The organism is Symbiobacterium ostreiconchae (assembly GCF_055396975.1).
On record NZ_AP042454.1, the window covers coordinates 561,184 to 576,676 of the forward strand.

General features: G+C 67.4%; 16 protein-coding genes. All 16 read right to left on the bottom strand.

The window, feature by feature from the left end:
• The 16 genes from ACZ5UM_RS02625 to flhB all read right to left on the bottom strand — a co-directional run bounded on the left by ACZ5UM_RS02625 (nt 1) and on the right by flhB (nt 15,491).
• Nucleotides 1-798, bottom strand: a complete 798-nt coding sequence (locus ACZ5UM_RS02625; protein WP_464846825.1) for a flagellar motor protein — start codon at nt 796-798, stop codon at nt 1-3.
• 89 nt (nt 799-887) lie between these two features.
• On the bottom strand, nt 888-2,003 hold the full coding sequence (locus ACZ5UM_RS02630; RefSeq protein ID WP_464846826.1) for a flagellin N-terminal helical domain-containing protein: 1,116 nt from the start codon (nt 2,001-2,003) through the stop codon (nt 888-890).
• A gap of 202 nt (nt 2,004-2,205) precedes the next feature.
• Nucleotides 2,206-2,574 (bottom strand): hypothetical protein, encoded by a 369-nt coding sequence (locus ACZ5UM_RS02635; protein WP_464846827.1) that lies wholly within the window; start codon nt 2,572-2,574, stop codon nt 2,206-2,208.
• A complete protein-coding gene (gene fliS, locus ACZ5UM_RS02640; RefSeq protein ID WP_464846828.1) occupies nt 2,567-2,959 on the bottom strand; it encodes a flagellar export chaperone FliS in 393 nt (130 codons plus the stop codon). The genes ACZ5UM_RS02635 and fliS overlap by 8 nt, the downstream gene beginning before the upstream one ends.
• Nucleotides 2,960-2,981: 22 nt before the next feature.
• Nucleotides 2,982-4,364 carry a flagellar filament capping protein FliD gene (gene fliD / locus ACZ5UM_RS02645; protein WP_464848259.1) on the bottom strand — a complete coding sequence of 461 codons (1,383 nt, stop codon included), beginning with the start codon at nt 4,362-4,364 and terminating at the stop codon, nt 2,982-2,984.
• Between the two features lie 17 nt (nt 4,365-4,381).
• Nucleotides 4,382-4,729, bottom strand: a complete 348-nt coding sequence (locus ACZ5UM_RS02650) for a flagellar protein FlaG (RefSeq protein WP_464846829.1) — start codon at nt 4,727-4,729, stop codon at nt 4,382-4,384.
• 25 nt (nt 4,730-4,754) lie between these two features.
• Complete coding sequence (locus tag ACZ5UM_RS02655) at nt 4,755-5,636, bottom strand: flagellin N-terminal helical domain-containing protein (protein WP_464846830.1); 882 nt, start codon at nt 5,634-5,636, stop codon at nt 4,755-4,757.
• A 13-nt stretch (nt 5,637-5,649) separates the two neighbouring features.
• Nucleotides 5,650-7,371: a flagellar hook-associated protein FlgK gene (gene flgK, locus ACZ5UM_RS02660; protein ID WP_464846831.1), complete on the bottom strand. Its 1,722-nt coding sequence runs from the start codon at nt 7,369-7,371 to the stop codon at nt 5,650-5,652.
• Between the two features lie 13 nt (nt 7,372-7,384).
• On the bottom strand, nt 7,385-7,732 hold the full coding sequence (locus tag ACZ5UM_RS02665) for a hypothetical protein (RefSeq protein ID WP_464846832.1): 348 nt from the start codon (nt 7,730-7,732) through the stop codon (nt 7,385-7,387).
• Nucleotides 7,729-8,028 (bottom strand): flagellar biosynthesis anti-sigma factor FlgM, encoded by a 300-nt coding sequence (gene flgM / locus ACZ5UM_RS02670; RefSeq protein ID WP_464846833.1) that lies wholly within the window; start codon nt 8,026-8,028, stop codon nt 7,729-7,731. Before flgM ends, ACZ5UM_RS02665 begins: the two co-directional genes overlap by 4 nt.
• 130 nt (nt 8,029-8,158) lie before the next feature.
• Nucleotides 8,159-8,902, bottom strand: coding sequence for a hypothetical protein (locus tag ACZ5UM_RS02675; RefSeq protein ID WP_464846834.1), 744 nt, complete (start codon nt 8,900-8,902; stop codon nt 8,159-8,161).
• A 303-nt stretch (nt 8,903-9,205) separates the two neighbouring features.
• A complete protein-coding gene (locus ACZ5UM_RS02680; protein WP_464846835.1) occupies nt 9,206-9,973 on the bottom strand; it encodes a FliA/WhiG family RNA polymerase sigma factor in 768 nt (255 codons plus the stop codon).
• A 13-nt stretch (nt 9,974-9,986) separates the two neighbouring features.
• On the bottom strand, nt 9,987-10,877 hold the full coding sequence (locus ACZ5UM_RS02685; RefSeq protein WP_464846836.1) for a MinD/ParA family protein: 891 nt from the start codon (nt 10,875-10,877) through the stop codon (nt 9,987-9,989).
• A gap of 4 nt (nt 10,878-10,881) precedes the next feature.
• Nucleotides 10,882-12,330 carry a flagellar biosynthesis protein FlhF gene (gene flhF / locus ACZ5UM_RS02690; protein ID WP_464846837.1) on the bottom strand — a complete coding sequence of 483 codons (1,449 nt, stop codon included), beginning with the start codon at nt 12,328-12,330 and terminating at the stop codon, nt 10,882-10,884.
• The gene (gene flhA, locus ACZ5UM_RS02695) at nt 12,327-14,378 is read right to left on the bottom strand and encodes a flagellar biosynthesis protein FlhA (RefSeq protein WP_464846838.1); all 2,052 of its coding nucleotides are present in this window, start codon (nt 14,376-14,378) and stop codon (nt 12,327-12,329) included. Before flhA ends, flhF begins: the two co-directional genes overlap by 4 nt.
• A 27-nt stretch (nt 14,379-14,405) precedes the next feature.
• Nucleotides 14,406-15,491, bottom strand: coding sequence for a flagellar biosynthesis protein FlhB (gene flhB / locus ACZ5UM_RS02700; protein WP_464846839.1), 1,086 nt, complete (start codon nt 15,489-15,491; stop codon nt 14,406-14,408).
• Nucleotides 15,492-15,493: the final 2 nt, after the last annotated feature.

Here is a 15,493-nt window from a genome sequence, read left to right on the forward strand (position 1 = left end):
CTATACCCCTTCCTGTGCGGCAGCCCCCGTGACAGCGCCAGCCCGCCGACCACCAGTGGTGGGCAGGTAGATGGAGAGCTTCTCCCGCAAGTTACGGGGGTTTTCGCCGGCCTGAATGCCTTCGATACCCACGATGATCATTTCATTGAAATGTGTCAGCTGCTTGGCCAGCGCCTTGATCTTGAAGCCCATGGGCAGGAAGAACAGGTTGGCCGACCCGAGGCCGTAGAGCGTCGCCAGGAAGGCGACGGCGATCGCGGGACCCAGCGTGTCGGGCTCCGTTAGACGGCCCATGATCGTGATGAGACCCATGACCGTGCCCATGATGCCCAGCGTGGGCGCGTAGCCGCCGGCCGTCTCGAAGACCGCTGCGCCTCGCATGATCTCGCCCGCCATCTGGTCGCTGAGTGCACGCATGACCTCGACGACCTGCTCGGGATCCGCGCCGTCCACGGCCATGGTGAGCCCCCGCCTCACCACCGGGTTCTCGGCCTCTTCGGCATCTTCCTGCAAGGAGAGCAATCCGTTGCGGCGGGCCTTCTCGGCCAGGCCGACGAGGAGGTCGATCATCCCCTGGTAGTCCCGCTTCGGCGGCGAGAAGGCCATTTTGAGGACCCTGGGAACCTGCTTCAGGTCCTCGACGGCATGGGACACGATCGTGGCGCCGACGGAGCCACCGACGACGATTAGGAATGCGCTGATGCCGAGCAGCGATTTCAGGGTCACGTGCTCCAGGTACGCGCCGACGGCGATGGCAATGATGGCGAACAGCAGCCCGCCGATAGTTGCGAGATCCAAGAGACTCCCTCCTCAGTGACCGCCTGCTGCGATAGACGCCGTCCCCCCGTCCGGGGGGACGGCGTCCCCGGTATGCGCTATGGTTTCGCTTACCGCAGCAGCGACAGGATGGACTGGGTGGACATGTTGGCCTGGGCCAGCATGGCCGTCGAGGCCTGCTGCAGGATCTGGTACTTGGTGAAGGTGGCCATCTCCAGCGCCATGTCGACGTCGCGGATGCGGCTCTCGGCGGCGGTCAGGTTCTCGGACTGGATGCGGAGAGTAGCAATGGAGTTCTCCAGCCGGTTCTGGTAGGACCCCAGGTTAGCCCGGACACCGCTGATAGTCTCCAACGCGCCGTCAAGTACGCTAATGGCATTTCTGGCCTCGACATCGTCATCGATGCTGATCTCGTCAATCTTCAGAGACGTGGCATCCAGCGCCTCCATGGTGATCTTGAGAACATCGACAGTCTCGTCCGCTCCCACACCAATCTGGAGGGTAATCTCGTTGCTCCAGGCCCCCTGCTTGACGGTTTCAATGGTGCCCAGCTGGTCACCGTCAGCAGGAGGGTTATCGGGGTCGGGAAGGGCAAAGTCTGTTGCATCAACGGTAATGCCCAGACTAGCCAGCGTCGTCTTCGTTCCCACATCTACTCTTTCAATGTCGGTACCATCGGAGATGACCAGTTGGTCGTTGTCGTCGTCGTAGGTAACCACGTACGTCTTACCGGTAACGACGGCCGGCTCAGATACGGTTACCTTGACTCCATAGGTCGAGAGGGAAGCGTTCGCCTTGGCAGAAGCAGGAGCAACACCCAGCAGACCCAGTTCGTTGAACTTGGTCGTTGCAGCGGTACGAGACACTTCCTCCTGTAGCTGTGCGAACTCCTTCTGGAGCTGCCCCCGGTCCTCTTCCGTCAGCGTGCCATTCGCCGCCTGAACGGCCAGCTCACGCATGCGCTGGACCATGTTCTGGATCTGCGTGGCGCCACCCTCAGCGGTCTGGATGAGCGAGATGCCGTCCTGCGCGTTCCGGATGGCCATGTTCAGGCCGCGGATCTGCGCCCGCATCTTCTCCGAGACCGCCAGGCCGGCGGCGTCATCGGCCGCCCGGTTCACCCGGTAGCCAGAGGAGAGCTTCTCCAGGGACTTGGTCATGCTCTCGTTGTTGATCGTCAGGGCCCGCCACGCGTTCAGCGCAGCCATGTTGGTGTTGATACGCACGTTAAGTAGCCTCCTTGCTCTTATTGTGCTCTGCCCAGCCAGATGGGCGGCTTCATCCCTGCCGGCCGGTCCAGTTGCCCCCATCTGGTTGGACAATATATGAATGGGTATATCCTGACCTCAACTTAATGCGGGTTTGACGTTGTTCCTGCCGGATCTTCCCGGATTTCGCGCTTTCCCGCCCCAATGCTCCCGATTCCGCCTAGCGCCGCTGATCCAGAACGCTGCCCCGCCTTCCGGCGTCCATCACCTGACGGGACCGACGGGCGGTCGCCTTGGCGGCCTCCACCTCCTGCATGCGCCGCCGCAGGTCGCCCATCACCCTTTCCAACTGGGCCTCCAGCGCCTGCTGCTGTGCCACCAGGGTCTCCAGCCTGTCCCGCAGCGCCTCCTGGTCGCCCGGCTGAAAGCGGGCCACGGCTGTTTGCACCGCCGCCTCCCGGCGTTCAATAAGCGCCTGGATGCGATCCACCGGCAGCGCCGCAACCGGCGCCCGCAGCAGGTCGAGCAGCTCCGTACCTGCCGCCAGAGCCTCGTCGTAGGCGGCCGTGAGTTCTGCCAGCCTATCCACTGGCCTTGACCCCGCGCTGGGCGCGCACCTGCCTGGCGGCCTGGGCCCATGTCGCCGCCATGTCGCCGACGACCGCGGATACCTCCCGGAACGCGCCGACGTCCTTGTGAATCAGCCCCTCGCTCAAGCGCCAGGACCAGTAGTCGTACAACCGGTTCAGGTTGTGGGCGATCTCCCCCGCGTCGAAGTTCAGCGATGCCGCGAGCTCAGCAAAGATCTGCTGCGCCTTGCCGACGTTGAGGCTCACCGCGGCATAGTCGTGTTCTTCGAGGGCTTTCGCGGCCCTGTCGATAAACCGCTGCGCCCCCTCGTACAGCAGGGCGACCTGATCCTCCGGCGCAATCGTGTTCACCTGGTAAGTCTTGTACTGGTTGATTCCGTTCACGGTGTCACCCCCGGCCGAGCGCTTACTGCGACTGGATCATGCCGCCGAACAACTGCATCATGAAGTAATTGCCCTGGCTCTTCAGCCTCGCCATGGCTTCTTCCATGTACTGGAACTGCCGGCGCAGCGTCTGCTCCCGCATCTCCAGCTGGTATTCGAGGCGCTCGATCGTCTCCTTGATGCGGTTGATCTGCCTGGTCAGGCTCTCATCCCGCACCTTGAAGGGACCTTCGTTGTAGTCGAGCACCGTCTTGAGATACGAACTCATCTCAGCCAAGGGTCCGGTATCCGCGTTGAACAACCGAAGAACAGCCTCGGGATCCTGCTCGATCGCCGCCTTTAGTTTCGCCTCATCGACCACGAGCTTGCCGTAGTCTGCGGAGCCGTAGGCACCATAGCCGATGCCCACCTGGCTGAGCAGGGTATAAGCTGCACCGGGAATTTGCGCTTCCCGGGACAGAAAGTCGCGCAGGTTGTACTGGATGCTGCGCACCAAGCTGTCACCGTTCAGGATGCCGGCCGTCTTCTTCTCGGTGTCGTACGCGCTGAGCGCCTTCAGCTGATCCTGAGCGGCGTTGAACGCAGACACCCACTCCTTGACCGCCTGCACGACCTTGTTGGGGTCAGCGTCCACCGTGACTAACACGGCCTCGCTGCTGGGTTTCTTCACGGTAATGCTGATGCCCGGAAGGATGTTGCCAAACGTATTGGAGGAGCTCTCAAACTCCTCGGCACCATTCAGTTTGATCTTCGCGTCCTGTGCCTCGGAGAGGACGTACTGGAAGATCACCTTGCCCTCTTCATCCACGCCGTCGGCGAGGCCGATTTGCTCCAACACCGTGCCTTGGCCCGGCGTCAAGGCAATGCGATGGTCCTTGCCGGACTTCGTGCTGGTCAGAATGAGGCGGTACTCATTGTTTCCGGCAGAGACCACATGGGCAGTGACACCGGCGTTCAGCTGGTTGATCTTGGACGCGAGGGTACTCAGCGTATCCCCGTCCTCAACCTCCACCACATGGTCCGGGTCGTCCCCAATCTGGAAACTGCCCGCCGTCAGCGTGGCATCCAGGGACATCTTCTCGCTCGCGACCATGTGATTCTGCGCGAGCTGGATGACCTCGATCGCGTAACTGGTCTGCGCCGCCCCCGGCTCAGCGGTGACCGAGACAACGGCGTCATCGCTCACCGTCACCTTGCGGGCCCGGAAGACCATGGGCAAGCGAAGGGGGTCCAGCTTCTCCCGGATCCGCTCCAGAAGGGTGCGTACATCGCGCCACGCTTTCTGCTTCTGCTCCAGCAGCACCTGCTGGTTCTCCTGCCGGTAGATCCGGGTCCGCTCCAGCTCCATCAGCGCCGAGATCAGCGTCTCGGTGTCGGCGCCGGAGATGAGCCCGCCCAGTCGCATGCTCACGGGACCACCCCCTAGACCTTTTCGTCAATCAGGAGGCCGAGGGACCGCTCCATCGCCAGCAGCGCCTCCAAGAGCCGCTCCGGCGGGAACTCCCGCAGCACCTCGTCCGTGGTCACGTCCACCACCTTGATGACGATGCGATTCCCCTCGACCACCTTGAACTGCACGGCCTTATTGAACAGTTCGGCCGCGGAGTTCATCTTTTCGGCCAGTTCCTCGGCCCGCTCCTTCGACAGCGGCTGTGACAGCTTCCGCTGTTCCTCCTGCATGTGCAACTTGACCGCTTCGGCCGTTTCGCGCGGCGTCACGGCCCGGTCGGGGACCGAAGTGGGGCCGCTGACGGGTGCCGTCACCTTCATCCCTCACGCCTCCCTTGGAAGCCAACTACCGGAACATGTAGTCCATCAGCGACTTCGGCAGGGCCATGCTGAACGCCGTCAGGGCCACCTGGAAGGCCTGCTGCGCCTGCGTCATCTCCATCACGGCCTCCGCGATGTCGCCGCCGCTGATCTCGCCCAGCCGCTCCTCGACCGTAATCAACCCGTCACGGGCGTAACCCTGGAACTGCTCCACCTGCTGGTAAGCCAGCCCGACCTCCGACCGCCGGGCCAGCAACTCATCGGCGGCAGCCTGCACCTTGTCCAGGTGCTTTGTGACATCCTCGACGGTGCCGGTGCGGATGGCGTTCGCCACCTCGGTCAGGGTGGCGATGATTTCATGGGGCAGTTCATCGCCATGGACGTTGATCGCCACCTTGTACCCCGGCGCGATCTCCCGTTCGATCTTGTGCGTGCTGCCCTTGTACTCCACGCCGCCCGAGCCGTCGTCCTCAAAGGGCTGCGTGTCCACGGCCCAACCCGCAAACAGGTAACGCCCGCGGTGCTGGGTGTTCATTTCCCGCTTGATCGCATCCCGCAGCGCCTCAATCTGGAGCGCCAGGTTCTCCCGCGCTGTGGGCTCCTGATTGGCCGGCGACCCGAACTGGATCATCGTCTCGTAGACCGCCTGCAGATCCTCCGACATCGCCGTCAGGCTGGTCTCCGCGATCGAGAGCCACTCCTTCGCGTCGGTGGCCGCCCGCTGCGCCCGCTCCAGCTTCACCTTCATGCCGGTCAGGTCGATCGCCTCGATCACCCGCTGCGGGTCGTCGGAGGGGCGCTCCAGGGCGCGGCCGTAGACCTTCTTCTGCGCTTTGGCGTACTGCGCCCGCAGGTCCTCCAGCTCCCGTATGGCCGTGCTTACCAGCATCCAGTTGGTTACCCGCATGTGATCACCCCAGCTACGACACCGCGTTGATCAGGGTCTGCAGCATCTCGTCCAGCACCGTCAGCACCCGGGCCACGGCGGCAAAGGCCTTCTGCTCCGCCGTCATCAGCGCGATCTCCTCATCGATGGAGACCCCGAACTTGGACGAGCGCTGCTCCTGGGCCGCCTGAATGTGGGCCTCGGCAATCTCGTTGTCGTGAATCGCGGCCTTGCCCCGTGAGCCGATCAGGCCCACCAGGTTCCGGTACCACGTCGTGGGTGAGCTGGACTTGTCGATCAAGTCGGGATTGCCCGCCTGGTAGACCTCGCCGCCGACGGCCGCAAGCTGCTGGTTCTCCCGCCGGTACTGCGCCACGACAGGGGGATCCAGCGGGACCCAGTCGCCCGCATCCGCATCCCACTGCTCGGTGAATGTCACCGTGACGGAGCCGTCCACGTTCTGGCGCCAGGTGCCGCGCATCCTGACCTCGTGGTCAACCGTCTGGGTGACGGGGTTACCCTCTGCGTCCAGCACCGGGTCACCGTTCTCATCCACCACGGGTTCCTCGGTCTGCCAGGTGTGGAGAAAGGAGGCGGACAGGTCTCTCCCGAGTTCCAGGGTCTTCACCGGGTTCTCCGGCGAGCTCGTATCCTCCCAGGTGTAGGTGTCCGCGTAAGCGGGCCACATGCCGTATGACAGCTGGTAGATCTTGTCGGCGTTCGTGCCGTCCGCCCTCCAGCCATCCGCCGAACCGGCGGCGGCGATGCCGCGCAGCGTCAGGTCCGGGTGCACGTAGACGCCGCCCGGCACATCGTCCTGGATGAGGAAGAAGTCGCGCCCGGTCTGGCCGTCGAGGTCGTAGCCCTTCCGGTGGATGTTGTTGACCTCCCGCGCCACGTTCTTCGCCAGCTTGTCGACCTCGGCGATCACGTGGTTCAGGTCCCCGTCCCGCATGTCCAGCAGCGCCGCGAGCTCGCCGTGGCCAGCGAACTGCGGCACAGCGAAGTCCTGCCACCTCACCATGGGGCCGTTCTCGCCCTGGACAACCTCGAGCAGGTTGATCGCCGTGCCGTCCACGGCCGGGACCGAGCCGATCATCACCCGCACCGTTCCGTCCGCCAGGTAGGTCGCCCGGGCCCCGGTCAGCCGGGCCAGTTCATCGAGCACGCGGTCCCGCTCGTCCATGAGGTCGGCCGCCATCTCGGAAGAGCCCACCATGGAGGCGATGCGGCTGTTCAGGTTCTGCAGGTTCTTGAGGTGGGCGTTGATCTGGGTCACCACGCCCTCGATGCGCTCGTTGATCTGGCCCTTGATCAGCGTGAGTTGCGACATCGCCTCGTGGATGTGCTGGACGAAGCGCCGCCCGGCCTCGATGGCCTCCATGCGCAGCACCTCGTCCGCCGGGTCCTCAGACACCGCCTTGAAGGCGTCGAAGAACCGGTCGATGGCCTGGGCCAGGCCGCCCTCGATCGGGTCGCCGAAGATGTCCTCCACCCGGGCCATGAGGTCGGCCCGAATCGAGGCGTAGCCGGCGCTGGACTGCGCCCGGCGGTACTGGAAGTCGATAAACAGGTCACGCATCCGCACCACTTCGGGCAGGCGACCGAAGGGGTCCACCCGGTTCTCCAGCGTGCGGCGGGTGTAGTTCGGATCGTTGGCGTTGGCGATGTTCTCCAGGTGCAGTTGCATCGCCCACTGGGAGGCTTGCAGGGCACGCGTGACCGTGTAAAAACCCGAGCTGATTCCACGGATCACCGCCGCTTCCCCCTTACGTCTTCTTGTTCAGCATGCGCCCGCCGGCGCGCTTCGTCACGCCGGACGGATAGCCCACGCTCTTCTGCTCCGGCCCGCCGAGCAGCAGCCGCATCAGGAAGTCGATCCGCTGGCTCTCGGTCTCCAGGAGGCTCTGGAGCTTCACCTTCTCCTTCTCCAGCTCCTCGTAGAGCGCCCGCAGTTCCTCGGGGCTGCCGTCGAGTTCGGCCTCCTGCAGGGCAGCCAGCAGGGCCTCCTGCTGCCGAGACCCTTCAAGGAGTCCCTGGTGGTCCCGCTTGATGACCCGCTCCACCTGGAGGCGGGTCAGTTCGATCATCTCACGCAGCAGCGCGGTTGCGCTCACCGGTCGATCACCCCCAGCCGGAGCAGCCGTTCGGCCAGCTGGTGGGGATCGACCCGGTACTCGCCGCGGGCGATCTGCTCCTTCAGCCGGGCGATGACCTCCGCCCGCACGGGCGGCAGAACGGCGAGCGCCGGCTTCAGCTCGCTCACCTGCACGGAGCGGTCGGAAATGGAGAGCTGATCGGGCGGCTGGACGCCCGGCGATCCGGCGCTGCGCCGCACCTCACGCCCGGAGCGCGAAAAGCCGGGGCGCTGCACGCCGGGCAGCCCCGAGAGATCTCGCCGGTCAATCTTCATGTGCGTCCCAACCCCCTCGATCTGATACTTCTTACATGGCTCAAAACGCCTCAAAGTTTAACCCAGTTCGCGGCGAATCAGCATGGCTTTGCACGAACTAGGGCCCATTTTCGCCGCAATGCACCCAATATTAACGTGGAGCCTTCTTGCCCCTGAGGTTGAGCAGCAGCAGCACCTCGCCCCGGGGCACGCCAAGAGCCTCGGCGATCTCCACAGGGCTCTTGCCCTCGTCGGCCAGGCGCCAGACCGCCTCGCGCAGGTCGCCGTAGCGATCGGCCGGGGCCTGGGGGCGTGCCGGCTCCGTGGGCGAAGGCTCCGCGGGAGGGGCCTCTGCCGGCTCCGACGGTTGCCCGGGGCTTGCTATCTGCCCTGAGTCTGCAGCCTGCCGGGAGCCCCCCGCCTGCTGGGAGCCCGCCGCCGGACCGGATGGCGCCGCTGTGCTCCCAGCCCCGGCGCGGGACCGCCGGCCTCGCTTCGGCTTCTGCTGGGCGGCTTCGACCTCCGGCGCTCGCTCCGGTTGCGGCTGAGGCGCTTCCTGGCCCCCGGCGTCCGGCAGCGCAGGGGCCGGAGGACGCCCGTCCGGCGGCGCGTCCGCCTGCGGCTGCGTCCCGGACTTGGCCCGGGACCGCGCCTTCGCCTGCACCTCGGCGACCGCCCGGATCTCCAACTGGGCGGCCAGGTCGTTGAGCCGCGCCATCCGCTGGTCGATCTCATCCAGCAGGGCCTCGGCGCTCATGGTCACCTCGGCCGTCAGCCGCTCCAGCCGGGTGATCTCCGCCAGCATCCGCTGCTGCCTGACCGTCACCTGGTAGACGGCGTAGGCCAGCGCACCGACCGCTGCCAGGGCCAGGACGAGATAGAGAAAGGTCTCCATGGGCTACCCCCTCAGGCGCATTTCACGTTTCATCCACGCAGTTCAGGGCAGCGCACCCGTGCGCACCGCCGTTATGCCCCAGACTCTCCGCCACGAGGCCTCCATCCGCCGAACGGAGGCCACGCTCCGGCACGGGCCGACCCGGCACGCCTTCAACTCCCGGGCACAGGGCTTCGCCGCGGCTCACCACTCACGGCCGCCCTCCCCGCACACAGGCGCTCACAGCCGCTCTCACCACTCACAACTCACAGCCCACATCTCGCCGCCTCGGCTCCCGGCCCAGGTCGGCCGACACCCCACGGCTCACGACACCAGATCCCGCTTCATCCGCGACAGCTTCCCCCTGAGCCGCAGGATCGCCTTGCTGTGCACCTGCGAGATCCGGGCCTGCGAGAGTCCCAGGATCTCGCTGACCTCCTTCGCGATCAGCCCCTCCTGGTAGATCAGCGAGATCACCAGCTGCTCCTGCTCCGAGAGCGACGCGATCGCCCGGGCCAGCATCTCCCGGCGCTCCGCCCGCTGGCTCTCCAGCTCCGGGTCCACCGCCTCGTCGTCGGCCACACGGTCCGCGAGCGCCGTGGTCTCGCCGTCATCGAAGGCCAGGGCCTCGTCCAGCGAGAGCACCGCGAGCGTCCCGGCCTCCTGCAGCCGCTTGTCCGCCTCCTCCACCGAGATCCCCATGTGCGCGGCCAGCTCGGCGGCGGAGGGCTCGCGGCCCAGGACGGCCATCAACTCGTCCCGCACCCTCTCCAGCTGCCGCACCCGCCGGCGCAGGGCCGGAGCCCACTGCATCGCCCGCAGCCCCTCCAGGCAGGCGCCGCGGATCCAAGGAATCGCGAACGTCTCGAACCTGACCCCCCGGTCGGGGTCGTAGCGGGCAATCGCCTCCAGCAGCCCGAAGCACCCGTGCCCCTCCACATCGCCCTGGTCCACGTGGTCCGGCATGCCCACCATCAGCCGGCCCGCGACGTAGCGGACCAGCCACAGATAGTGCTGGACCAGGGCGTCTCGTGCAGCCGTGTCGTGAGACTGCCGCCAGCGCTGCCACAGCTCCAGGTGCTGCACGGTCACGGATATCCCTCCTCTAGAGGCTGCTGCTCCGCCGGCCGAAAAGGCTCGCCAGCCGGCCGAAGAACGAACCCGGTACAGACGGCGCCGGCACCTGCTCCCCCAGCAGCCGTGAGGCCATGGCCTCCACCGCCCGGGCAGCGGGCGACGCCGGGTAGCCCAGCACGTACGGCACCCTGCGCCGCACCGACTGCCACACGTGGGGGTCCCGGGGAACGGTGCCCAGGTGCACCACCTCGACGCCCAGGAAGTTGCGGGCCGTGGTGACGATGCGCTCCGCTGCTCGCTGCGCATCCTCCGGCCGCTCCGCCTGGTTGACCACGAGCCGGATGCGGGCCCGGGGATCCCGGGCGACCAGGGCCTTGATCATCGTGTAGGCGTCGGCCATGGCCGTGGGCTCCGGCGTGGTGACCACCAGCACCTGATCCGCCGCGAGGGCGAACTCCAGCACCGCATCGCCGACCCCGGCCCCCGTGTCCAGGATCAGGTACTCCGCCTCGCCCTCCAGCCGCTCCAGGGAGCGCAGGATCGGGCGCAGCTGGGCCGCCGTCAGGCTGCCCAGCTCCACCAGGCCCGAGCCCCCCGCGATCAGCTTCAGGCCCGTGTCCGTCCGGTGGATCACCTGCAGGATGTCGACCTCGCCCCGCAGGAAGTGCCCCAGATGATACGGGGGTACCGTACCCAGCAGGATGTTGGCGTTGGCCAGACCCAGGTCGACGTCCATCAGCAGCACCTCATGGCCGTCCTTCACCAGCACCTGGGCGAGGTTCACGGCCAGGTTGGTCTTGCCCACGCCGCCCTTGCCGCTGGTGACCGCGATGGCCTCAAAGCGACGGGGCGCCCGGCCCGCGGCCTGATTCCGGTAGGCAGCGGCCAGTTCGCGCAGACGGCTGGCTTGATCGAACATCGGGCTACGCCCCCATGAAGAGTTTGGAGTAGTCGACGCTGTCTGCGGGCCTCAGATCGTCGGGCACGGACTGACCGTCGGTCACGTAGGAGATCGGCAGGTCCCACTGTGCCCGGATGTTCAGCATCAGTCCGGGGGCAGAGGTCTCGTCGGCCTTGGTGAAGATGAAGCGGTTGACGCCCAGCGGCAGGTAGCGCTCCAGCATGCGGCGGACGTCCCGCGGGTTGGTATTCAGGGAGACCACCAGGTGCACCTCGTCGGGCTGCGCCTCCGCCAGGAGTTCCTGCAGCTCCGCCATGCGCTCTTCGTCCTTGTGGCTCCGGCCGCCGGTGTCCATGAGCACCAGATCGGCGTCCGCATTGTGGGCCAGAGCCTGGTGGACGTCGGTCGGCCTTTCCACGGTGTAGAGGGGAATGGCCAGGATGTCCGCGTACGTGCGCAGCTGATCCACGGCGGCGATGCGGAAGGTGTCGGCGGTGATGAGCCCCACCTTCAGCCCGCGCTCCAGGGCAAAGTGCGCGGCCAGCTTGGCCAGCGTCGTGGTCTTGCCCACGCCGGTGGGGCCGATGAGCGCAACCACCCTCCGGCGGCCGGCCTCCGCCTGGATCGGCGCGCCGGGGCCCATGAGCTGGTTCAGCTCCGCCCGGAGAAGGGCCCTGCCCTTCGTCGCGTGGGTGCCGACCTTCCGGCTGATCGCCAGGGCCAGCCCTTCCGCCACGCCGGCGTCCAGCAGCCGCTCGTAGACCTTGCGGGCGTAGCCCTTCAGCTCCAGCAGAGCGGCGGGGTCAGGCCGCGCCTCCACCAGCCGGGTCACCGCCTGCCGGAGGTCGGCCACCTCCCGGCGCAGGCCGGCCAGATCCGCGCTGCCGGGGGCCAGGACCGCAGAGGCGGGGCTGCCGGGCAGCGGGATGCCGGAGAGAGGCGCTGCCGGGACGGCATCCGACAGCGCCGGCCAGACGGCCGCCGCCGGAGCCGCTGCCGGTTCCGGCGCGGGCGCGGGGCCGGAGTCCGGGCTCGCAGAAGCGGCTGCGCCGGCGACAGGCTGCGGAACACCAGCGGCAGAGGTCACCTGCGGCACCGCAGGCGCCGCAGGAGCAGGGCCCCCGTGCGGCACCGCAGCAGCCGCAGGAGCAGGGCCCCCGTGCACCACCGCAGGCGCCGCATCAGCAGAGACCCCCTGCGGCACCGTGGGCGCGGGCTGCGCGGAAGCCGGCGCCCCGGACGGTGCGGTTGCGCCGCGCGGGCGTGCCGCCGGGCGCGCGCCCCGGTAAGGCTGCGGCCGCTGATCGGCCGCGACGGTGAGTTCGGTCATCACGCGGCCGAAGAGGCCGAAAATGCCGCCCACCCGCACCTTGCGGCTGTCGACGATGACGGCGTCGGTGCCGAGTTCGTTCTTTGCCAGAATCAGGGCCTCCGCGTACGTGGGGGCCATGTACTTCTTCACCTGCATCATGCACGGATCACCCCCACCGACTCGATCTCAAGCCTGGGATCAAGCTCCGCGTACGAGAGCACGATCAGCCGCGGATAGGTGTGCTGGGCGATGCGCCGGATCACCGGCCGCAGGGCGGGCGAGCAGACCAGCACGGGGGTGTGGCCCGCCTGAGCCATCGCCTGCGCCTCCCGCGCGATGCCGTTGATGACGGCCTGCGCGAGCTGCGGGTCCAGGCCGGGTCCGGGACCCCGCTTCTCGGCGGCGGCCGAGAGCCGCTGCTCCACGTCCGGCGCGAGGGTGATGGCCTTGATGACCGGCCCCAGCTCGAAGTGGTGCACGATGGTGCGCCCCAGCGCCACCCGCACCTTCTCGGTGAGCTGCTCTGGGTCCTTGGTCACCGGCGCCCAGTCGGCCAGGGCCTCGAAGATCAGCACCAGGTCCCGGATGGGCACGCCCTCGGCCAGCAGGTTCTGGAGCACCTTCTGGATCTCGCCCAGCGACAGCAGCCGGGGCGTGAGCTCCTCCACCAGGGCCGGGTGGGTCTCTTTCACCATGTCCACCATGCCCTTGACCTCCTGCCGGCCCAGGAGCTGGTGCGCGTTCTCCTTGATGACCTCGGTGAGGTGCGCCACCAGCACCGAGGCGGGGTCGACCACGGTGTAGCCGATGAGCTCCGCCCGCTGCTTGTCCGCCGGCGAGATCCAGAGCCCCGGGAGGCCGAAGGCCGGCTCCACCGTGGGCTGGCCGGGCACGGTCTCATCGAGGCCGCCCGGGTCCATCGCGAGGTAGCGGTCGGGCTGCAGCTCGTAGGAGCCCACCTCGATGCCCCGCAGTTTGATGACGTATTGGTACGGGCCGAGGGCGAGGTTGTCCCGCACCCGGATGTAGGGCAGGAGCAGCCCCAGGTTGGCGGCCACCTGCTTGCGCACGGCCACCACCCGGTCCAGCAGGTCGCCGCCCCGGCCGGGCTCGGCCATGGGCACCAGGGCATAGCCCAGCTCCACCTCCAGCGGATCCACCGGGGTGAGCTGCACCCGGCTTTCGGGCACCACGTCGTTGGTGATGGGCAGCGGCTCGGGCTCGGGCACCTCGGCCGCAATCCTGGCCCGCTGGTACCGGGAGCTGACGGCCCCGATGCCCAGAATCAGGCCGCCGATGACGAAAAAGGGCACCGTGGGCAGCCCGGGGATGACGCCCAGGACCATCATGAGGCCGCCGGCCAGCATGAGCAGCTTCGGGTCGCCGCCCAGCTGCCGGGTGAGCTCGATGCCGAGGCTGGACTCGTCGGCCGCCCGGGTCACCACGATGCCGGCGGCGGTGGAGATCAGGAGGGCCGGAATCTGGGTCACCAGGCCGTCTCCTACGGTGCGCAGCGAGAAGTGGCCCCAGGCCTCGGCAAACGTCATGCCGTGCTGGAGCATGCCGACGATGAAGCCGCCCAGCAGGTTGATGAAGACGATGAGCAGGCCGGCGATGGCGTCGCCCTTGATGAACTTGGTGGCGCCGTCCATCGCGCCGTAGAAGTCGGCCTCCCGCTCGATCTGCCGCCGCCGGGCCCGGGCCTCGGCCTCGGTGATGAGGCCGGCGTTCAGGTCCGCGTCGATGGACATCTGCTTGCCAGGCATGGCATCGAGGGTGAAGCGGGCCGCGACTTCGGAGACGCGCTCGGCGCCCTTGGTGATCACGATGAACTGGACGATGATGAGGATGAGGAAGACGATGAGTCCGACCACCGTGTTGCCGCCGATGACGTACTGGCCGAACCGGCGGATGACCTCGCCCGCCTCGCCGGTGGTGAGCAGGAGGCGGGTGGTGGAGATGTTGAGGGTGATGCGGAACAGCGTGGTGATCAGCAGCAGGGTCGGCAGCGACGAGAACTGCAGGACCTCGCCGGTGAAGATGGAGACCAGCACGATCACCACCGCGGCCGCGATGTTGAACGTGAGCAGCAGGTCGACCAGAAACTCAGGCAGGGGCACGATGAGCAGGGTGACCATGGCCACCATGGCGCCGGCCACGGCGACGTCGGAGACCCGGATCGACGGAGCGCCGCTCGGGTTGGTCACAGCTCGTTCACCTCGGACTCAACGGATTTATTCCTGACCGGCCTGCCGGCTCTGCCGCCGCAGGTTGTAGACGAAGGCGAGCACCTCGGCCACGGCCTGGTAGTATTCGGGGGGAATGAGACGCCCGACCTCGACGTCGTAGTAGAGGCCCCGGGCCAGGGTCCGGTTCTCCACCAGGGGCACGTGGTGGGCCCGGGCGATCTTCTGGATCTCCAGCGCCAGCAGGTCGGCGCCCTTGGCGACCACCCGGGGCGCCTCGTCCTTGGCCGCCTCGTACTTCAGGGCGACGGCGAAGTGGGTCGGGTTGGTGACGACGACATCGGCCCCGGGCACTTCCTTGAGGGCCCGGCGGCGCATGGCCAGCTCCCGCATGCGCTGCCGCTGCCGGGACTTCAGTTCCGGGGCGCCCTCCTGCTCCCGGTGCTCCTGCTTGACCTCCTGCTTCGTCATGCGCATCGACCGCCTGAACTCCCAGTACTGGTAGCCGTAATCGAGCACGCCGACGACCAGGTAGGCCAGGCCCACGGCCAGCATGACGTCGAGCACCATATCGGCGATGGCGCTGAGCCCCGCCGGAACGGTCTGGGCGATGAGGTTGGGAAACTGCGGCACCAGGCCCCGCACGCTCCGGTAGGCGATGTAGCCGATGGCCGCCAGCTTGATCAGGCCCTTGACCAGCTCGGTCACCGTGCGGAGGGAGAAGATGCGGGTGAGGCCGGTGATGGGGTTGAGCGTGGCAAACCGGGGGACCAGGGCCCGCAGGGTGAAGATGAAACGGGTCTGCAGGGTGCCGGCGACGACGCCGATGGCCACCACCACCAGGGCGATGGGCAGCACCGCGCGCAGGCCGATCAGGGCCCAGTCCTGCATGACCGCCGCCGTGGTCTCGGGGGTGAGCTCCAGCGGCCGGAGCGTCTCGAAGGCGCCGACCATGCCGCCGGTCACCTGCTGCACGCTGTAGCCGCCCAGGCCCCGCAGGGCCAGCGTGGCTGCCACCAGCCCCAGGCCGGCCACCAGGTCGGTGGACCGGGCGACGCGGCCCTCCTCACGGGCCTTCTGGAGCCTTCGTGGCGTTGGCTCCTCGGTGCGCTCCGCAAAGAGCTGCAGGTCCACGG